The organism is Rhodococcus sp. BE178, from assembly GCF_050433545.1.
In the GTDB taxonomy this organism is placed as follows: Bacteria; Actinomycetota; Actinomycetes; order Mycobacteriales; family Mycobacteriaceae; genus Prescottella.
The window spans coordinates 284,960-302,736 of the sequence record NZ_JBNPXA010000002.1 but is presented as its reverse complement, the minus strand read 5'-3'; the positions used below and the strand labels follow the sequence as shown (position 1 = coordinate 302,736).

Sequence of the window (17,777 nt, the reverse complement as noted above, 5' to 3'; positions counted from 1 at the left end):
ACTGGAGTCATGAGTGACACGGATTTCGCCCCAGGATCGGTGGTGCTGCTGGGCGGTCGCAGCGAGATCGGGCTGGAGGTCGCGCAGCGACTGGCGCCCGGGCGGGCCGTCGTCCTGGCCGCGCGCCGCAGTGACGATCTGGGACAGCAACGCCGGACCCTGCTCGGTGCCGGTGCCACCGATGTCCACACCATCGAGTTCGACGCCGATCGCGTCGCGGATCACTCCGGTGTCCTGTCGGCGATCGCCGAACAGCACGGCCCCATCGGGGTCGCCGTGCTGGCGTTCGGTGTCCTGGGTGATCAGGCCCGCGCCGAGCAGGACGCCGGGCACGCGCTCGCCGTCGTCCACACCGACTACGTCGCCCAGATCAGTGTGCTCACGCATCTCGCGAACCTGATGCGGGCCCACGGCTCGGGACAGATCGTGGTGTTCTCGTCGGTCGCCGGCATGCGGGTCCGCCGCGCCAACTACGTCTACGGTTCGGCGAAGGCCGGCCTCGACGGATTCGCCTCGGGCCTGGGGGACGCGCTGCACGGCAGCGGCGTCCATCTGCTGCTTGTGCGGCCCGGATTCGTGATCGGGCGGATGACGGAGGGCATGAAGCCTGCTCCGTTCTCGAGCACCCCGCAGCAGGTGGCCGACGCGGTCGTCCACGGCCTGCGCAAGCGCACCGAACGGGTGTGGGTGCCGGCGCTGCTGCGTCCCGTGTTCTTCGGGATGCGACTGCTGCCGCAGTTCGTCTGGCGCCGGATGCCCCGATGACCGTTGCCGTATCGACCTCGCCGGTCCTGGTGGTCGGGATCGGGGCCGACGGGTGGGAAGGACTCTCACCGCGGGCACAGGCGGCGATCGGCGGTGCCGACGTGCTGATCGGCTCGCCCCGGCAACTCGACCTCGTTCCGTACTCCGCCGCGCTGCGTGTGTCGTGGCCGTCGCCGATGCTGCCGGCGTTACCCGGCCTGTTCGACGAGCACCGCGACCGCCGGGTGTGTGTGCTCGGCAGCGGGGATCCGATGTTCCACGGCATCGGTGTCACGCTGTGCCGGGTGCTGGGTCCCGAGCGGATCCGCGTGATCGCGCACCCGTCGTCGGTGTCGTTGGCGTGTGCGCGACTGGGGTGGGCGCTGCACGAGACACCCACCGTCAGCCTGGTGAATCGTCCGGTGGGCACGCTGTCGCCGGAACTGCAGACCGGCGCGCGCCTGCTGGTGCTCAGCAACGACCAACACACCCCGGCGGCTGTCGCGAAAATGCTGTGCGAGAGCGGTTTCGGTGACTCCCGACTGACCGTGCTGGAACAGCTGGGCGGGCCCGCCGAAGCAGTGGCGGACGGTACCGCCTCCGAGTGGAACCGGCCGGCGGGCGATCCGCTCAACGTGATCGCGCTCGAGGTCCGCGGTGCGGGTGCATTGCGCCTGACGCGGAACGCGGGGCTACCGGACGCCGCCTACCGCGGGGACGGTCAGATGACGAAGCACGAGGTGCGGGCGCTCACGCTCGCTGCGCTGGCTCCCGCGCCCGGTGAGCTGCTGTGGGACGTCGGCGGCGGTTCGGGGACGATCGGCATCGAGTGGATGCGCAGCGACCCCCGGTGCCGCGCGGTCGCGTTCGAGCGTGAGGACTCGCGCGTCGGACAGATCGGCGACAACGCCGTGGCCCTGGGCGTTCCTGCGCTCCGGATCCGCGGTGCGGCCCCGGCGTCGTTCGGCGAGGAGACGGCCGCGCCCGACGCCGTCTTCGTCGGCGGCGGCGTCACGCAGGACGGAATGCTCGACGCGTGCTGGGCGCGATTGCGCCCGGGTGGCCGGATGGTGGTCAACGCCGTCACCGCCGAGTCGGAGTCGCTGATTCTGCAGTGGCATTCGCGCAACGGCGGAGAGCTCCGCAAATTCCAGGTCTATCGAGGTGAGCCGCTGGGCGGCTTCACGGCGTGGCGACCGCAGTTGCCGGTGGCCCAATGGTCGGCAACGAAGCCGGACAGCACCGAAAGGGAAACGACATGACAGTCCACTTCATCGGAGCAGGCCCGGGCGCTGCCGACCTCATCACGCTCCGCGCGTCGCGCATGATCTCGCAGAGCCCGGTGTGCCTGTACGCGGGCAGCCTGGTGCCCGCCGAACTGCTCACTCTGTGCCCCGACGACGCCGAGGTTATCGACACCGCGCGCATGAGTCTGGACGAGATCGTCGAGCAGCTCATCGCCGCCGACGCGGCCGGGCTCGATGTGGCCCGCCTGCATTCGGGGGATCCGTCGATCTACTCGGCCGTCGCCGAGCAGGTTCGACGCCTCGAGGCATCGGGCGTCGCGTACGACATCGTGCCCGGGGTGCCGGCCTTCACGGCCGCGGCCGCCGCGCTGGGACGGGAGCTCACGGTGCCCGGGGTATCGCAGTCGATCGTGCTGACCCGGGTGTCGACGCTGTCGACGGCGATGCCGCCGGGCGAGGATCTGCGCTCGCTCGGGCGCAGCGGCGCCACGATGGTGGTGCACCTGGGCGCGCACCGGATCGAGCAGATCGTCGAGGAACTGTCCGAGAACTACGGGTCCGACTGCCCGGCGGCGGTCGTCGCGTTCGCGAGCCGGCCGGACGAGATCGTGCTGCGCGGCACCCTCGCGACCCTCGCCGATCAGGTGCACGCCGCGGGAATCACGAAGACGGCAGTGGTGATCGTGGGCCGAGTGTTGGCGGCGGAGGGCTTCCCCGACAGCTACCTGTACTCGGCGTCCCGGTCACGCACCACTCACTGATGCGCAGGGTCCTCGTCCTCGGCGGCACCTGGGACGCACGCGACCTCGCGGCCCGTCTGGATGCCGATCCGGCGGTGTCGGTGACGTCGTCGCTCGCCGGGCGGGTCCGCGACCCCGTGCTGCCGGTGGGGGACGTTCGGATCGGCGGATTCGGTGGCGTCGACGGGCTCGCGGAGTGGCTGCAGGTCAACGACATCGATGCCGTCGTCGACGCGACCCACCCGTTCGCGGCGCGGATCACCGCCAACGCTGCCGACGCGACGGCGCGGGTGGACGTGCCACTGCTGGTGCTGCGCCGACGCGAATGGGAGCCGGGTCCGGCGGATCGCTGGCACACCGTTCCCGACCTCGCCGCGGCCGCGGGGGCGGTGCCCGCACTGGGGGAGCGGGTCTTCCTGACGATCGGCCGGCAGGGCGTCGACGCGTTCGCCGACGGTTCCGGCTGGTTCCTCGTCCGCGCGATCGATCCCCCCGACGTCTCGATGCCCGCGCGGTCGGAGCTTCTGCTGGATCGGGGGCCCTTCTCCGTCGACGACGAGGTCTCGCTGATGCGCCGGCATCGGATCGACGTGGTGGTGACGAAGAACAGTGGGGGAGCGCTCACGTCGGCGAAGCTCGAGGCCGCCCGCCGGCTCGACATCCCGGTCGTGATGGTGTCCCGGACACCGATCCCGGTGGGGGTGGCGTCGACGTCCGACCTCGAGGTCGCCGTCCGATGGCTCACGCAACCGCACGGACAGCGTCCGCGCATCGTCTAGCCGGCCGTCAGGCACGACGACCGTGGTTGCGCGGCCGGGGTGTCCCTGCTCGATTCGCGAGTTGGCTACGTTCCCTGAGGTCAGACGGGTTCCATGGCCATGGGCACGATCGGGGTACCGGCGGGGTCGAACAGGTTCCGCCCGCACGAGTTGCACTCGCCTTCATCAGGCTTCGGTTCCGTCCTGGACAGCTGCCACACGTTCATGCCACCGCACGGGCAGTCGATGATGTAGAGCAACTTGGTAGAAGGCCGGTCCAGGCCCCATGCCTGACTCGACGCCGTCGTGCGACGCATGACGCCGACACGGTACGTGTCGTCGCCGGACGCCCTCCCCGAAGGCCTCCACTCGACGCGCTACGAACTGCGATATCTGTCCGGTCCGCTCCTCACCAGACCAGTCGACCGGCAGGAGCACCTCCGCCTGGATCAAGGAAGCCACCGCATCGTCCACATCGAGCGGGAACCCCCGCTCAGCCGCCGCAAGAAAGAACGCCAGATCGATCATGCCGCCACCTTATGCACCCGCCCGACACCTACTCGAGCCGATGCACCGGAACACATCTCGTCGATCTGGATCGGGACAACTGACGTCGGGGCTCGATGCTCGTCACGAAGCGGGAGTGCCCGCTGTTCCCTCGGTCGATCCGGCGGGGGAGTGAGCGCTTCCGGTTCGTGCTCGTCGGGAGCGAGGGCGTACGTTCCTGCCGAAGGTGAGTAGCCCCGCATCCGTCGCGTGGCCGCACCCGACCGCGGAGGTGTGCCTTTCGTCAACCACGAAGCGGGCGTTCGGCACTCGTCGCTACGGTGCGAAACTACGTATCGGACGGAACAAATGGGATTCCGGAATTCACCCGCGTCGGCCCCAGCCGCGAGACTCCACACCGGACTCGCCTCGGCTTCCACTCGATTCAGCTCCACGAGAGCAGGGGCGGGGTTGAATGTGCGGCGAGGGAAGGGGCATTCGAATGGATCGGGTGTGCATCGTCGGCGCGGGGCCGGCCGGACTGTCGGCGGCCAGGGCGTTTCGTCGGCTCGGTATCGAGTACGACCAGTTCGAACGGCACAGCGACGTGGGCGGGATCTGGGATCTCGACAACCCGGGAACGCCGATGTACGAGTCGGCGCATTTCATCTCGTCCCGCACGATGTCGGGGTTTCACGACTTCCCGATGCCCGACTCGTTCCCGGACTACCCGGGGAACCGGGCGATCCTCGACTACACCCGCAGTTTCGCGCGGGCGTTCGGCCTGTACGAGTCGATCGGCTTCGGCACCGCCGTCGAGGACGTCACCCCGGACGGCGACGGCTGGGCGGTCCGACTGTCGAGCGGTGAACGGCGCCGCTACCGCGCCGTCGTGTGCGCGACCGGTGTGACCTGGCAGCCTCGAATCCCGGCTCACCCCGGCACTTTCGACGGCGAGATCCGGCACGCGGTGACCTACCGGGGGATCGACGAGTTCCGCGGCAAGCGGGTACTGATCGTGGGTCTGGGCAACTCGGGTGCCGACATCGCCTGTGACGCGGCGGCGTCCGCGTCGGAGACGTTCGTCAGTGTCCGCCGCGGGTATCACGTGATCCCGAAACACATCTTCGGAACCCCGACCGACGTGTTCGCCGAGAAGGGTCCGCGGCTGCCGATCGCACTCGAGCGCCCGCTGCTCACCGGGATGCTGCGCCTGATCCAGGGCGATCTGACCCGGTTGGGACTGCCGCGGCCCGACCACAAGCTCCTCGAATCGCACCCGCTGCTCAACAGCCAACTGGTGCACCACCTTCAGCACGGTGACGTCGCGATCGTCCCCGACGTCGCGCGGTTCGCCGGGCCCCGGGTGGAGTTCACCGACGGGTCCAGTCGGGAGGTCGACCTGGTGCTGTACGCCACCGGCTACGACTGGACGATCCCGTACGTCGGGGAATCGTGCTTCGACTGGCATGCGGGGCGACCACGGCTCTATCTCACGGCGTTCAATCCGAAGCACCGGAATCTGTTCGGCGCCGGCTACCTGGAGACCAACTCGAGCGCATACACCCTGTTCGACCAGGTGACGAACATCCTGGCCCAGTACCTGCACGACCAGGAGCACAATCCGTCGCGTGCGGCCGTGTTCGATCGCAGGATGGCGACGGACCGGCCCGACCTGAGCGGCGGAATCTCGTTCATCGGCACCGACCGCCACAGCGCGTACGTCGATTCGCACGCCTTCCGGGACTACCTGGCCCGCGTGCGCGGCGAGTTCGGCTGGACCGATCTGACACCCGGCATGTTCGACCGTGTCCGGGTGGCGGCATGACCCGCGCCGTGGTCACCGGGGCGGCCGGTGCGATCGGGGCGTCGATCTGCCACGGACTGGCGGCTCAGGGATACGACGTCGTCGCGGTGGACGTCGACGCTCGAGGATTGACGGCGATATCCGACGGCGTAGCCGGGCAGATCACGCCACACCCCTGCGATCTGACCGTCTCGTCGGACGTGCAGGCGCTGGTGGAGTCCGCGGCGGGGGAGTGCGATCTGCTCGTCCACGTGGCGGGCGTCGTCGTCACCACGCCGTTCGAGCACGTCACTGCCGAGGAAGTAGACCGCGAGCTCGGCGTCAACCTGCTGGCACCGGTGCAGCTGACACGCGCGCTGTACCCGACATTGCAGGCATCACGCGGGCACGTCGTGGCGATCGTGTCCATCGGCGGGATGCTGCCGCTCGCCGAGAGCCCGGGGTACAGCGCATCGAAGTTCGGGCTGCGCGGCTTCCTGCTGGCGCTGGCCGCGCGGACGCGTGAGACCGGTGTCCGCGTCAGCATCGTCAACCCCGGCTCGGTCGACACCCCGATGCTGCGTCACGAGGCGGCCACCGGCGGGTCGGCACTCAACTTTCTGGGGACACCACTGCCGCCGCAACGCATCGCCGATCGCGTGCTCGCATTGGTGGACCGTCCGCGCGTCGAGACCAATCTGCCGCGATCCGACGGTTGGATGGTGAAGACCGGCATGCTGGCCCCGGGTCCGATGCTGCGCGTGCTGCCCTGGATCGCCCGGCTCGCGAGCGGCAACCTGCGGCGCTACCGGGAGCGCCACGGAATCGGGGCGATTGTCGACTGAGCCGATGTCCGGGCCGTATCGGGTCCATACTGGTCCCGTGGATGCCGTGCAGCGGTTCCGGTGGTCGCAGCTTCCGGCTGCGGCGTGGGCGTACGTGCGCCGCGCGCCCGGTACGTTCATATGGCTCGCGATTCTGTTGGTGACCACGATCGTGATGCATCAGCTTTCGCCCGAGGCATTGCATCATGTTCTCGGCAGCCGCTCGACCAATCTGCATCATCTTCGTGAGGACCCGTTCCACGTTCTCATCACCAGTGCCTTCTGGCTCGCCGGTGGTGGATGGTTCGGGTATTTCGTGCTCTTCAATCTCTTTCACGTTCCCGTCGAACGGTGGCTGGGAACGTGGCGGTGGCTGACGGTCGCGGTGGTCACTCATGTCGGCGCGACGTATCTCAGCGAGGGCGTCCTCTATCTGGCGATTCGGCACGGCGAGGCGCCGGAGTCGGCGGTGAACACCCTCGATGTGGGCGTCAGCTATGCGTTGGCCGGCGTCATGGCGGTGCTCGCCTACCGGATCGCGCCGCCGTGGCGGTATCTCTATGTGGTCGGTGTGCTGCTGGTCTACGGGCTGCCGTTGCTCGGCACACTGACGTTCACCGACATCGGACACTTCACCGCGGTCCTAATCGGTTTCGCGTGCTACCCGCTCACCCGGGCTCGGCCGGAAACCTGGGATCCGGAGGAGTGGGCGAGTTCGATCCGCGCACGTGTCGTAGCTCACCGGTAGCGTGCCGCCCATGACCGAACCGGTGAAGGGTCCCGCGTCCTACTTTCCGTCGATCGAGAAGAAGTACGGGAAGCCGATCAGCGAGTGGAAGGACCTCATTCGCGGCTCCGACCTGACCAAGCACATGGAACTGGTCAACTGGCTCAAGGCCGAACACGGGCTGGGCCACGGTCACGCCAATGCGCTTGTCGCACACACGCTGCAGGAGGGCGCCGGCAGCTGATGACGAGGCGCGCTACGCGACGCAGTTGCCCGCGTAGTGAACGGCCGGCTCGCCGTCGAGATCGCCCGCACCACCGAGGCCGTCTGACCAGGGAAGACGACACGTCCCCTTGCTCGCCGATGCGGAAGCAGAACGGGCGAAACGGCGTCAGGCCGAGTCAGACGAGCAGTGGAGCCATACGGGGGTCGGTGACCCAGCGATCGCCGAGGATGCCGTGGCCGCACCAGAGCGCGAGAGCGGGCGCAGCAGGCCCGACCAGCCTCAGCGGTGCAGCGTTCTCGAAGGCGAGAGTCAGTGACCAACGAGGTCCGGCAGTAGGTGCCGTCACCGGCCCAAAACCGCGAATACTCGGCAGTCCCTTCGACAATGGCCTGTTCTCCGCGGCCCATCACGAGGCCGTGAACAGCCAACGACGGTGGCGGTGATCCGGCCCGGACCTGTCGCCCGAACTCGACGGCGTATGTCCATCACTGATTGCTCTGCTCTGCGTGTGCGGCCTTCTGCTGCGCGAGCCCCCTCGCCTTACTCCCGATGCGGCTGAAGCTAGCAAAGATGACCGACCCGCCAACGGCCAGGTCGCTCACGACCCCACCGCGCCGTAGCGTTTGGCGTTGCCCCGAGCTTGCCGCCCGACCACCTCAGATGGTCGATCCCAACTGGCGGCCACTACCGAACCTACCCACGATCACCGAGCCTGCAACCCGCGCAAACTGGGCTCTGAACTGCACGTGTTCTGGTTTCTGGCGGGATTGCCCAGGTCCCTGGGGAGTGATGGGACCTGCCGCCGCGGCCCTACTGCACGATGAACCGGTGCCCGCCGAGCCGGCGCCTGATCGACCGTACGGCGGTCGGCCAGAGCACTCCCACGACGGCATAGACGAGAACCACTAGCCCGCCCGCGAGAAGGCCCATCGAGATCGTCGCCGCGATCGCAATGGCACAGAACGTGATCAGGATCGTCTCGCTCCTCGCACGGGTGCGGAACCAGTCTTTCTCTGCCGACTCGCTGGTGAGGTTCGATAGGCCGGCGGCGCGATGCCTCAGCTCGACCGCGCACAACTGCCAGCGCCGGGCAATGGTCACCGCGATCAGCGCCGCGGCGATGAGGATGGTGGTCGAAACGAACATGGTGTCCTCCTGTGGTGGAGTGGCCGGCCCCAGTGGACGTCGCCAAAGCGGCGATTGCCGTCGAGTACCCACCCCCGACGCCGTACGAGTGGGTCATCGCGGCCAACGCATAGCGGTGAGTGGGCTACGCGCTGATGGCCGCATCGAGTGAGTGATGATCGGTCATCCCACCGCGATAGCCTGTGCGGCGGGAAATCACGACAACTTCGAGATAGGGGCTTCGATGGCTGGTCCGTTCGGGCACATGGTGAGCAGTGATGGACAGTTCCTCGACCTCGAGGAGTTCGTCAAGACGATCGACAATCCCGGCGATGTCTACGGGATGGTGGAAGAGATGTCGGGGATGATCTGGCATCTGGCCAACCGGGTCGCTCAGGTGACCGGTGAAGATTTCGCCGCGATCGTCGAGGGCGCGCGGAAGCAGTTCGAGGACGGCTTCGAGTGAGCCCCGGTCGTTGGGGTCGCTTCGACACGGAGGTCGACGACTGACGTCACTAGGCGCGCCTGGCGCCGCAAGTGATGGCCAGGGCACTGCACCGGTACTGGGTGCGGGGCCTTTTACTGTGCTGACCTGTGGTGATGACACGTCCTGCTGTCCCCGGCTGTGGTCGAGGACAGCTGCGCGTCCGATACTCTCGTGGCAGTCGGTGGAGGTGCTCGAACACCGCTTGACACTGACCGAGGGCCGGGGCGCGGTCTTCTGTTGTGAGTAGCCGCGCGCCGTGACCCCTGTGTCTCCACGGCCCCTGCATCCTTTCCGGTGTGGGGGCTATCTTGTGCCGTGACCTGGACTGATGGCCCGTCCCGTGCGGGTTCAGGGGCCGCCGGGGGTGGGCGGGGATTCCCGGCTACGATATGAAATCGATAGGAAACTTACCGGCCGGTAATGTGGCTGGTGTGTCTGGAGGGGAATTCTTGATGTCTCGTATTCGCATGATCGCTGCTGCTCTGATTCCTGCTGCTGCGGCGGCAGGGCTGATGGTCGGTGCGGCCGGCACCGCGTCGGCCGCTTACCTGCGCTCGGGGGAGGGCTATCAGGGGATCTCGTTCGACCCGAACGAGACTCGGATTCTGCGTGATTTGGGCGCGGGCAACGCGATCGACGCTGTCGTGCCCCAGGGCCAGGTCGCCATATACCTCGGTGACGGGTCGATCTACGACACGCATCCGACGTTGGTGTTCGCCAGTACTCAGCAGTTGATCGACGAGGCTGTCGCTCGTGGGGGATACATCCAGTTCGACGTGAACGATCCCGCGATCTGGGGCGACCGCTTCGACTTCTACCAGCAGTGGTGATCAGCTGATCTGAGCTGTTCGCTGCCCCTGCATCAGGTGCGGGTGTGGGGGCTGCGGTTTGAGGTCTGAAGCGGGGGGCATTCTGCGTGGCTGGGTGCTCGTGATGAGCTGTCCTGGCGATGAGGCCCGCAGAGGGGTGGGCAGCCGTCTGGTTTCGCGGTCGGGGGTGTGAGTGTTCAAGTTTGACTATTCGGGTGGGCACCGGTCGATCTCACGCAGGATCGACGCGGTAGAGAAGTTCGCGCGTCCGCTGAGCAGGTTTGATGGGCTGACGCGTTCGACGTTGACTGTGTCGAAGGTTCCGGAGGGGCGCTACTTCGAAGATCTGTCGGCGGGGGAGAAGGCGCTGATGGACCAGGTTTACATTCAGGCGGCGGGGTCAGCGGATGCGATGTCTGTAGAGGCGCGACTCCTCGTTGGTGGCACCTACCGGCTCTACGTGATTGGTCGGCCGGGCGCTCGTGTTGGGGTCCCGACCGTCGAGATCCCGTTCCATGAAGGCCGGCACCGACTGCATGTGTATGCGGACGAGGTATTCACTGCGGATGAAGCCGCTGCGGTCTTCTTCGAGTGGTGCCAGACGGACTCCGTCGATCCAGACCGCTACCAGTTGCGCGAGTTCGATCTCAACGCGTTCTACGAGGGCAACACCACTGGACCTCGGTAGTGTGCGTCCCGGTTTCGATCCGATCTGATGCGGGTGGAGGCCCGGCCCGGAACTAGCGGGCCGGGTCTCCGCTCGTCAGTGTCGTCGATCGTGTTCGCGCGGTACATATCGGCCCCTGCACCCTTTTCGGGTGTGGGGGCCTTTTAGTGCCCTGACCAGGTAAGATGGCACGTCCCACTGAGTGTCTGTAGGGGGCGGTCGTGATTGGACTACTGCCGGATTTGTACTACATGAATCCGCTGGAGCAGGGCGTGTGGCCGGGGATGCTCGAGTGGAATCTCTTCGCCGGTTGGTGGAATCGGTTCTGAGGGTGACGTTCTGTCGGGCTGCTGGTGAGGGGCGCGCGTTGTGATCGACTGGCCGCCGATCTTCTGGCTTCTGCCCACGCACTTCGTTCCGCCAGAGGTGATCGGGTGGGTCGCGAAGAATTGGCCCTGTTGGGCTGGCGGGTATTGCCCGTAGCTGGGGGTGATGTGAGATGACCCCCCTTACGGCCTGTGGCTGGGCCCTCGGGACTGCCCCCACTCTGGGTGTCGCGCTTGACGTGCTGTTCTACTGGCTGGGCACGCGGCGGTGGCCTGATGGATTCGTGGGTCTACTCGTGCCGTTCCAGGATCAAGTGACCAGACAGCGCCGACCCGATCAATCCGGCACCGACTATTGCGATTCGGCGTGGGTGTCCGCTTGTCATTTGTGGTCGTTCCCTTCGCTTGGTAGCTGGAGGAGGCGCCATTCGGCCAGTACGATCCGCCCGACCGGCGTCCTGACTTCCCACCTATCCGAACATCCACTGGCCGCCGTTGACGTGGATGACCGCCCCGGTGATGGCGGCGGAGCGCATCGAGCACAGGAACGCGCATGCCCAAGCCAGTTCTTCGGGTGTCGGCTGGCGCCGGATAGGGATGTCCTCGAGGAACTCTTCCGTTCGCTCGTGGGTCACTTCGTGGGTTTCCTTGTCGCGGATGGTGTCGATGAAGCCGGGGGAGACATCGTTGACGGTTATGCCGTACTGGCCCAGCCCGTGGGCGAGGGACTTGGTGAGGGTGCGCAGGCCGCCCTTGCCGACCGAGTGGGGGATCCGGCTCCAGCCGCCGAGCCAGCCGTCTTCGCCGTTGATGTGCACTACCCGGCCCCAGCCGCGATCGCGCATGCCGGGGACGAACGCTTCGGCCAGGTACCACGAGGCCGTGAGCTGCTGGTTCAGGTGGGAGTGCCAGTCCTCGTCGGTGGTCTCGAAGAAGTCCTTGTAGAGCCGGCGGGCAGCGTTGCTGACGTAGATGTCCACGCCGCCGAACGTCTGTTCGGCCTGCGCCCGCATCCGTTCCACGGTTGCCTTGTCTGCGGCGTCGCCCATCACCAACGAGCGGGCGCCGAGCCCCTCGGCCTCCTTGGCCACCGCGTCGGCCTCCGCCTCGTTGCTGCGGGCGTTGACGATGACGTTCGCTCCGCGGCCGGCCAGCTCGAGCACGATCGCCCGCCCGATGTTTCGGCCTGAGCCCGTGACCAACGCGGTCTTTCCGGCAATTCCGAAATCGTCACTCACATTTGGCCCCCTGGCTAAGTCGACCCGCGTGGCCGGTCCGCCGCGGTCATCGTGGGCTGTCCGCTTGTTCCTGACTTGGTTGTCGAGCGGAGTGGTCCTGAAACCTCAAGTTGAGGGATCTTCCGTCGCTGGGTGCGATAGCTGAAACGGTTGCGTCCATGAAGATGGTGTACGAACCGGAGCCGATTGAGATGGCCGGCGTGTCGTAGCCGAACGAAAGACGGTCACCGCGTGATTCTTCGAGAGACCTACCAAGTCGACTCGAGACAGGACCACACGATGACCACTGCCCACGATATAGACCTGCGCCAGCTCGTCGAAGACCGACTCACCGGAGCAAGCCCGGACCTGCTGCGCGAGCTGCTCACAATGTTCATCCGCGCGCTGATGGGCGCCGAAGCCGACGTCCTGTGCGGCGCCAGCTACGGGCAACGCTCCGACGAACATATCAACTCGCGCAACGGATACCGGCACCGAGACTTCGACACCCGCGTCGGGACCCTCGACGTCGCGATCCCGAAACTGCGTTCGGGAAGCTACTTCCCGGATTGGCTGCTCGAGCGCCGCAAGCGCGCGGAGCGGGCCCTGACCACGGTGGTCGCGACCTGCTATCTGCTCGGGGTGTCGACCCGCCGGATGGAGAAGCTGGTCGAGACGTTGGGCATCACCTCGCTCTCGAAGTCCCAGGTCAGCATCATGGCGAAAGAGTTGGACGAGCAGGTCGAGGCGTTCCGCAGCCGCCCCCTCGACGCCGGCCCGTACACGTTCGTCGCCGCCGACGCCCTCGTGCTCAAGGTCCGCGAGAACGGGCGGGTGGTGAACGTCCACGCCCTGGTCGCGGTCGGGGTCAACGCGGACGGCTACCGCGAAATCCTGGGCATCGATGTCACCTCCGCCGAGGACGGTGCCGGCTGGCTCACGTTCTTCCGCGGGTTGGTCGCCCGCGGCCTGTCCGGGGTGAAGTTGGTGACCTCCGATGCCCACGCCGGCCTGGTCGCGGCGATCGGCGCCACCCTGCCCGGTGCTTCCTGGCAGCGTTGCCGCACCCACTACGCGACGAATTTGATGTCGGTCACCCCGAAGTCGTCGTGGCCGTGGGTGCGCACGCTGCTGCACTCGGTCTACGACCAACCCGATTCGGAATCCGTTCACGCACAATATGATCGGATCATCGAAGCCCTCACCGAGAAGCTCCCGAAGGTCGCCGACCACCTCGACGGAGCCCGGGTCGATCTACTCGCGTTCACTGCGTTCCCGAAACAGATCTGGCGACAGATCTGGTCCAACAACCCGCAAGAGCGGTTGAACAAGGAGATCCGCCGACGCACCGACGTCGTCGGGATCTTCCCCGACCGCGCCGCCCTGATCCGCCTCGTTGGCGCCGTGCTCGCCGAACAACACGACGAGTGGATCGAGGGACGCCGCTACCTCGGCCTCGACGTCCTCGCCCACGCCCGCGGAGACAAGCCCGCCGACACCACCGAACCCACCGAGGAGGTCACACCCGCCCTGACCGCATAGCCCCGCGAGGAATCACGCGGCGACCTCGTTACACCACGCCTCTGGACTTGACCCCGACCGGCGGCCGACCGAGAGTGGCCAGCATCGGTGTCGGTGGTGTCGCGGAGACAGCCATAGCCAGATTGTGCGCGCCCAACCGGTCGCGCGACGCCGAACGGTGACGACACTCTGGAGCGCCTGTGACCCGGCTCATCCGATAACGTTCTCAGTTGGTTCTTGTGAGAGGCACAGCATGCCGGAGTTGGTGCGGGTTCGTTCCTGAGTGTGACGCTCTCTTCAGTCCGTTTCAGCCGGTCGCGGTGAATCTCAGTCTGCTTGTGGGGCTACGTGGGATTCCTTCAATTTCTGGTCGTTTGACGTGTAGCTCGCGAAATCCGCATCTTCATGACGGAATCCGCTACTCGATTGCAGGCGACGCGAGTTCTCCGCGCCGCGGGGATCGTGGGGTACTCCCGCATCATCGCTGCGGGGGTGATGCCGCCACGACGTACGGCGGGATCTTCTCCAGGCGCGTGGTGATTGAGTTACGGGCTCGGAGTCCGAAGGTGCTTACCGGGACTCAGGCGGGTGGGCGTTCCAGCAAGTCCTGGATGAAGGCGGCCACTTCTTCCGGCTTCTCCTCTGCCATGAAGTGTCCAGCGTCGATCGGTTGGTACGTGGCGGCCGGTGCCCACTGCTGCCACAGGGCCAGGGCGTCGAACCCCAGCTGTGATCCCCAGTCCTGCGAGATCACGCCCACAGGCATCGCCAACTGGGCGCCGGCTTTTCGGTCGGTTCGGTCCATCTCGAGGTCGATACTGGCCGTGGCCCGGTAGTCGGCGACGATCGACGGCACGGCCCGCGAGGAGCTGGCGACGTAGTGGCTGCGCACGTCCGGCGGGAAGGTCGTCCCGTCGGTGTCCCACGCGTCGAGGAAAGTCCCGAAGAAGTCGTCGGCGACGGCCTCGATCATCCTCTCCGGCAGGCCTTTCGGCTGCGCCATCAGGTAGAGGTGCCATGCGACCGCGGCATCGACGCCGTGCAGCACGTCCCAAGTGTCCATCGTCGGCAGCACGTCCAGGATGCCCAAATGGGAGACAGTCTCCGGGTGGTCCAGAGCGGCCCGGACACCGACGAGAGCACCGCGGTCGTGACCGATCAGGCTGAACCGGTCGTGACCAATGCCGCGCACGACGCTGACGATGTCGTGCGCCATCGTTCGCTTCGAATAGGTCTCAGGGCTTGCTTCCTCGGGTTTGTCGCTCGCGCCGTAGCCCCGCAGGTCGGGCACGATCACCAGATGCCGCTCGGACAGCCGCCGGGCGACGTGACGCCACATGAGGTGTGTCTGCGGGAAGCCGTGAAGCAGGACGACGGGATCGCCGCTGCCGCCGACGGTGACGTTCAGCTCGATGCCTCCCTCACCGGAAATCCGGTGGTAGTCGAAGCCGTCGATGGTCAGGTCCGTCATGGGCACACCTTTCGGGTATGTGAATGGATGAGGGGCTCGCCGGCCTCGGTCACGAGAAGATGGCGCGGGCGGGTGGCTCTGAGTTCGTCGCGCTTGCCCGGAGGGCGGGGACGAGGATGTGGTCAACCAGGTGGGCCAGATAATCGGGGCCGGTAGGAAGCCCGTTCAGCCTGCGCAGGAGCAGCACCGATCCGGTGATCTCCTCATACGGGAACGGCTGGGCGCTCTCCGCGAGTTCGCCCCGTCCGATGGCCGCGGCGAGCACCGACGTCGGGAGCTTTGCGCCGGTCGGCCCGGTCGCCTCCTCGATGTGGCTGCACAGATCCGGATCCTCGAGGCCGGCCTGGAGCAGCATCAGACTCATCGATCCGTCCGCCGCGCGCATCGTGGCGTCGAGCCGCTCGCATAGCGCGAGCAGGTCTCCGCGGAGGGATCCCGTGTCGATCGCGGATCCGGATCCGCCGGACGCAGGGCCGGCCTTGACCGCCGCGACGACCATCTCGCGTTTCGTCTCCCAACGCCGGTACAACGTCGCCTTCGACGCCTGGGCGCGGCGTGCGACCGCCTCAAATGTCAACGCGTCGTAGCCGACCTCGCCAAGGAGCTCCAGCACGCACGCGAGGATCTCGCCCTCACGTGCGTGGTCACGCGGTCGTCCGGGGCGAACCTCCGCCTCGGTGTTCCTGCTACTCCTATTTCGATACGGCACGTTTCGTACCGTATCAGTTTGCCCCCACTACTGCAGATAGACCTCAAACCCGTCCGGAACCTGGCAGGAATCGGTCATTTCCCGTCGAACCCGTACGAGTTCAACGGGATGGAGGTCTAGGAATCGTCGAACCCGCACGATTTTGAAGATCGGCGACCGAGTTCGCATTTACCCAGGTGGCGCGTCAGTTCTCAGCATCATCGGCGACGACGGAGACGGACGCTTTCTGATCGAATCCGTCGAAGATGCGCCAGGGAAGTACCCCTTCCCGATGAAGCCTGAGGAACTGATCCCAGCGGAGTAGTCAATCACGCCCGGCCCGCGAAGCCGAGGAACAGCGCAGCGGAGTAGTCAATCACGCCCGGCCCGCGAAGCCGAGGAACAGCGCAGCGCCCACCACCGGACCGTCGTGGCCACGAGCGCGACCACGCCAAGCCCGGCCACGACCAGGCCGACACGGTTCGCATCGTCGCATCCCGACACGTAGACGAAGTCAACGACACCACCGTCGGGTAGTGACGCGTCAGGAGAATCCGAATAGCTACCGAAAGTGGTCATGGTCCCGTCCATGCACTCCGAATAGGCCCGCGTCTCCTGACGATCGAATACGAGTGCGCCGACAACCACGACGACAGCCACCGCCGCGAGGCCTGCGAGCAGGTTGCGCGTATTCGGAGTCACTGGGCGATTCTCACACGAGGTCAGTTCGCTGCTCGGCGCGCGGCTTCGTGGCGATGCCGGCGGCGCTAGTCTTCTCACCGTGATGGGGGAGAGGTCGACAGGAAATTGGTCATCGATGCTGGTCGGTATCACGACCGGGTCACTGACGGCGCTGCTGCTCAACCTGCTCGCCATCAGGGCGCTACGCGACGTGTGGGAGGTCGACCCGCACCCGTCGGCGGGCGCGATGTACTAGGTGTGCTTGTTCCTCCCACTCGTCTCGGGCATCGCGGTTGCCGCAGCGATCGGGCTTCTTCATCGGCCCGCTCGCCCCGCGGCCATGGCCTTCCTCACCACCTACGTGGTGGTCGGGGCAGGAATGGTCGCACTGCAGAACTTCCTGGACACCTTCGCTGACCACATGTGAGCCGGCCCCGCTGTCACGCCGTCGATCACCACCCGCATGTCCGCACGTGCGAGACGGAGAACCGTAACCCCGCATCCCACCCCTGACTGCGAAGAGTGCACGTCACGGGTGGGATGCAGGCAAGTCCACTTCGGATTCTTTGGCGCGGTAGCCGAGCCAGATCCACAGCGATGATGCGGCGACGATCAGGCCGGCGATGGCCAGTGCTGATGGGCCCCATTCGATGATGAGGTCGGAGGTGTGGGTGCCTGTGGCTGGGTAGGTCTGTTCACAGCGGGAAGCGACGAGGACGACCCAGGCTTTGCTGGAGATCGCGGGAGTTGCCACCACGCTGTCAGCGCCGGGCGGGATTGCTGACGGGGGGATCGGCTGCGAGATGCACACTTCGATCGGGGCGTTGATGAAGAACGCAGCAATATAGACGACGAGGCCGGCGGCGATGCCGAGCAGTGCGAGCGCCTTACGCATGTGATGACTCCCCCTTGGTGGTTCGTGCCGCGGTCCGACACGCTGCTGCTGACCGACGTGGTAGGTCGCTCCGTCACCCCGAGTTGTAGACACGACGTGTCCGGGCGCAGGGTGTGTCTAGTTGATGCGCAGGTTGATGTAGAACATCACGGCCACGAAGGTAAGGATGGGAACGCTCCAGGCCAGGCGCGCTCGCTGATAGCGGATCCAGGTTCGGATGGTCTCCGTGAAAGTCATTCCCCGCCAAGTCGGTTGCTGCATGTTTCCCCCTCGAGTGCGCCCGCTCGTCACCGTATCAAGCGCCGGGCGAACGATGTTCTGCCGTCAACCTCTGTGCCAGCTCCCGGATCGA

At 66.5% G+C, this 17,777-nt stretch carries 20 protein-coding genes; 13 read left to right on the top strand and 7 right to left on the bottom strand.

What is annotated here, in order from left to right:
* Nucleotides 1-9 precede the first annotated feature (9 nt).
* The 4 genes from J2X34_RS05455 to J2X34_RS05440 are packed head-to-tail and all read left to right on the top strand — an operon-like array spanning nucleotide 10 to nucleotide 3,510.
* Nucleotides 10-765 (top strand): SDR family NAD(P)-dependent oxidoreductase, encoded by a 756-nt coding sequence (locus tag J2X34_RS05455; protein ID WP_114723108.1) that lies wholly within the window; start codon nucleotides 10-12, stop codon nucleotides 763-765.
* On the top strand, nucleotides 762-2,006 hold the full coding sequence (cbiE, locus tag J2X34_RS05450; RefSeq protein ID WP_114723109.1) for a precorrin-6y C5,15-methyltransferase (decarboxylating) subunit CbiE: 1,245 nt from the start codon (nucleotides 762-764) through the stop codon (nucleotides 2,004-2,006). Before J2X34_RS05455 ends, cbiE begins: the two co-directional genes overlap by 4 nt.
* On the top strand, nucleotides 2,003-2,752 hold the full coding sequence (cobM, locus tag J2X34_RS05445) for a precorrin-4 C(11)-methyltransferase (protein ID WP_114723110.1): 750 nt from the start codon (nucleotides 2,003-2,005) through the stop codon (nucleotides 2,750-2,752). Before cbiE ends, cobM begins: the two co-directional genes overlap by 4 nt.
* Complete coding sequence (locus J2X34_RS05440; protein WP_429516329.1) at nucleotides 2,752-3,510, top strand: cobalt-precorrin-6A reductase; 759 nt, start codon at nucleotides 2,752-2,754, stop codon at nucleotides 3,508-3,510. The genes cobM and J2X34_RS05440 overlap by 1 nt, the downstream gene beginning before the upstream one ends.
* Nucleotides 3,511-3,590: 80 nt before the next feature.
* Here J2X34_RS05440 and J2X34_RS05435 read toward each other — a convergent pair whose 3' ends face one another.
* Nucleotides 3,591-3,806: a hypothetical protein gene (locus tag J2X34_RS05435; RefSeq protein WP_429516328.1), complete on the bottom strand. Its 216-nt coding sequence runs from the start codon at nucleotides 3,804-3,806 to the stop codon at nucleotides 3,591-3,593.
* Between the two features lie 671 nt (nucleotides 3,807-4,477).
* On the opposite strand from J2X34_RS05435, the gene J2X34_RS05430 reads away from it, so the two are divergent.
* Genes J2X34_RS05430 through J2X34_RS05415 form a run of 4 tightly spaced genes read left to right on the top strand, consistent with a single transcriptional unit; the run spans nucleotide 4,478 to nucleotide 7,556 of the window.
* Nucleotides 4,478-5,803, top strand: coding sequence for a flavin-containing monooxygenase (locus tag J2X34_RS05430; protein WP_429516327.1), 1,326 nt, complete (start codon nucleotides 4,478-4,480; stop codon nucleotides 5,801-5,803).
* On the top strand, nucleotides 5,800-6,606 hold the full coding sequence (locus tag J2X34_RS05425; RefSeq protein WP_429516326.1) for an SDR family NAD(P)-dependent oxidoreductase: 807 nt from the start codon (nucleotides 5,800-5,802) through the stop codon (nucleotides 6,604-6,606). The genes J2X34_RS05430 and J2X34_RS05425 overlap by 4 nt, the downstream gene beginning before the upstream one ends.
* Nucleotides 6,607-6,643: 37 nt before the next feature.
* Nucleotides 6,644-7,333: a rhomboid-like protein gene (locus tag J2X34_RS05420; RefSeq protein ID WP_429516325.1), complete on the top strand. Its 690-nt coding sequence runs from the start codon at nucleotides 6,644-6,646 to the stop codon at nucleotides 7,331-7,333.
* Between the two features lie 10 nt (nucleotides 7,334-7,343).
* Nucleotides 7,344-7,556, top strand: a complete 213-nt coding sequence (locus J2X34_RS05415; RefSeq protein WP_429516324.1) for a DUF4287 domain-containing protein — start codon at nucleotides 7,344-7,346, stop codon at nucleotides 7,554-7,556.
* Between the two features lie 792 nt (nucleotides 7,557-8,348).
* On the opposite strand, the gene J2X34_RS05410 is transcribed toward J2X34_RS05415, so the two are convergent.
* Complete coding sequence (locus J2X34_RS05410; RefSeq protein WP_429516323.1) at nucleotides 8,349-8,684, bottom strand: hypothetical protein; 336 nt, start codon at nucleotides 8,682-8,684, stop codon at nucleotides 8,349-8,351.
* A gap of 223 nt (nucleotides 8,685-8,907) precedes the next feature.
* On the opposite strand from J2X34_RS05410, the gene J2X34_RS05405 reads away from it, so the two are divergent.
* The 3 genes from J2X34_RS05405 (at nucleotide 8,908) to J2X34_RS05395 (ending at nucleotide 10,647) form a co-directional block, all read left to right on the top strand.
* Nucleotides 8,908-9,129 (top strand): hypothetical protein, encoded by a 222-nt coding sequence (locus J2X34_RS05405; RefSeq protein ID WP_147283545.1) that lies wholly within the window; start codon nucleotides 8,908-8,910, stop codon nucleotides 9,127-9,129.
* Between the two features lie 488 nt (nucleotides 9,130-9,617).
* Nucleotides 9,618-9,980: a hypothetical protein gene (locus J2X34_RS05400; protein ID WP_429516322.1), complete on the top strand. Its 363-nt coding sequence runs from the start codon at nucleotides 9,618-9,620 to the stop codon at nucleotides 9,978-9,980.
* Nucleotides 9,981-10,152: 172 nt separating this feature from the next.
* On the top strand, nucleotides 10,153-10,647 hold the full coding sequence (locus J2X34_RS05395) for a hypothetical protein (protein ID WP_114723119.1): 495 nt from the start codon (nucleotides 10,153-10,155) through the stop codon (nucleotides 10,645-10,647).
* A gap of 775 nt (nucleotides 10,648-11,422) precedes the next feature.
* On the opposite strand, the gene J2X34_RS05390 is transcribed toward J2X34_RS05395, so the two are convergent.
* Nucleotides 11,423-12,190 carry an SDR family NAD(P)-dependent oxidoreductase gene (locus J2X34_RS05390; protein WP_429516321.1) on the bottom strand — a complete coding sequence of 256 codons (768 nt, stop codon included), beginning with the start codon at nucleotides 12,188-12,190 and terminating at the stop codon, nucleotides 11,423-11,425.
* Nucleotides 12,191-12,469: 279 nt separating this feature from the next.
* Between J2X34_RS05390 and J2X34_RS05385 the strand changes: the two genes are divergently transcribed.
* Nucleotides 12,470-13,711, top strand: a complete 1,242-nt coding sequence (locus J2X34_RS05385; RefSeq protein WP_429516320.1) for an IS256 family transposase — start codon at nucleotides 12,470-12,472, stop codon at nucleotides 13,709-13,711.
* Between the two features lie 559 nt (nucleotides 13,712-14,270).
* On the opposite strand, the gene J2X34_RS05380 is transcribed toward J2X34_RS05385, so the two are convergent.
* The 3 genes from J2X34_RS05380 to J2X34_RS05370 form a co-directional block, all read right to left on the bottom strand.
* Nucleotides 14,271-15,161 carry an alpha/beta fold hydrolase gene (locus J2X34_RS05380; protein WP_429516319.1) on the bottom strand — a complete coding sequence of 297 codons (891 nt, stop codon included), beginning with the start codon at nucleotides 15,159-15,161 and terminating at the stop codon, nucleotides 14,271-14,273.
* Between the two features lie 49 nt (nucleotides 15,162-15,210).
* Nucleotides 15,211-15,774: a TetR/AcrR family transcriptional regulator gene (locus J2X34_RS05375; RefSeq protein WP_254622927.1), complete on the bottom strand. Its 564-nt coding sequence runs from the start codon at nucleotides 15,772-15,774 to the stop codon at nucleotides 15,211-15,213.
* A 447-nt stretch (nucleotides 15,775-16,221) separates the two neighbouring features.
* Entirely contained in the window at nucleotides 16,222-16,551 is a 330-nt protein-coding gene (locus J2X34_RS05370) for a glycosyltransferase 87 family protein (protein WP_429516318.1), read from the bottom strand.
* Nucleotides 16,552-16,792: 241 nt separating this feature from the next.
* Between J2X34_RS05370 and J2X34_RS05365 the strand changes: the two genes are divergently transcribed.
* Entirely contained in the window at nucleotides 16,793-16,957 is a 165-nt protein-coding gene (locus tag J2X34_RS05365) for a hypothetical protein (RefSeq protein WP_429516317.1), read from the top strand.
* 102 nt (nucleotides 16,958-17,059) lie between these two features.
* On the opposite strand, the gene J2X34_RS05360 is transcribed toward J2X34_RS05365, so the two are convergent.
* Nucleotides 17,060-17,425 carry a hypothetical protein gene (locus tag J2X34_RS05360; RefSeq protein ID WP_174910189.1) on the bottom strand — a complete coding sequence of 122 codons (366 nt, stop codon included), beginning with the start codon at nucleotides 17,423-17,425 and terminating at the stop codon, nucleotides 17,060-17,062.
* Nucleotides 17,426-17,777 lie beyond the last annotated feature (352 nt).

What these genes read in the sequence shown, in the direction of transcription:
- J2X34_RS05415 (WP_429516324.1), top strand. Translation starts at nt 7,344, where the DNA reads ATGACCGAACCGGTGAAGGGTCCCGCGTCCTACTTTCCGTCGATCGAG.
- J2X34_RS05380 (WP_429516319.1), bottom strand. Translation starts at nt 15,161, where the DNA reads ATGACGGACCTGACCATCGACGGCTTCGACTACCACCGGATTTCCGGT.
- J2X34_RS05435 (WP_429516328.1), bottom strand. Translation starts at nt 3,806, where the DNA reads ATGCGTCGCACGACGGCGTCGAGTCAGGCATGGGGCCTGGACCGGCCT.
- J2X34_RS05425 (WP_429516326.1), top strand. Translation starts at nt 5,800, where the DNA reads ATGACCCGCGCCGTGGTCACCGGGGCGGCCGGTGCGATCGGGGCGTCG.
- J2X34_RS05360 (WP_174910189.1), bottom strand. Translation starts at nt 17,425, where the DNA reads ATGCGTAAGGCGCTCGCACTGCTCGGCATCGCCGCCGGCCTCGTCGTC.
- J2X34_RS05385 (WP_429516320.1), top strand. Translation starts at nt 12,470, where the DNA reads ATGACCACTGCCCACGATATAGACCTGCGCCAGCTCGTCGAAGACCGA.
- J2X34_RS05410 (WP_429516323.1), bottom strand. Translation starts at nt 8,684, where the DNA reads ATGTTCGTTTCGACCACCATCCTCATCGCCGCGGCGCTGATCGCGGTG.
- J2X34_RS05430 (WP_429516327.1), top strand. Translation starts at nt 4,478, where the DNA reads ATGGATCGGGTGTGCATCGTCGGCGCGGGGCCGGCCGGACTGTCGGCG.
- J2X34_RS05455 (WP_114723108.1), top strand. Translation starts at nt 10, where the DNA reads ATGAGTGACACGGATTTCGCCCCAGGATCGGTGGTGCTGCTGGGCGGT.
- J2X34_RS05405 (WP_147283545.1), top strand. Translation starts at nt 8,908, where the DNA reads ATGGCTGGTCCGTTCGGGCACATGGTGAGCAGTGATGGACAGTTCCTC.
- J2X34_RS05440 (WP_429516329.1), top strand. Translation starts at nt 2,752, where the DNA reads ATGCGCAGGGTCCTCGTCCTCGGCGGCACCTGGGACGCACGCGACCTC.
- cobM (WP_114723110.1), top strand. Translation starts at nt 2,003, where the DNA reads ATGACAGTCCACTTCATCGGAGCAGGCCCGGGCGCTGCCGACCTCATC.
- J2X34_RS05400 (WP_429516322.1), top strand. Translation starts at nt 9,618, where the DNA reads ATGATCGCTGCTGCTCTGATTCCTGCTGCTGCGGCGGCAGGGCTGATG.
- cbiE (WP_114723109.1), top strand. Translation starts at nt 762, where the DNA reads ATGACCGTTGCCGTATCGACCTCGCCGGTCCTGGTGGTCGGGATCGGG.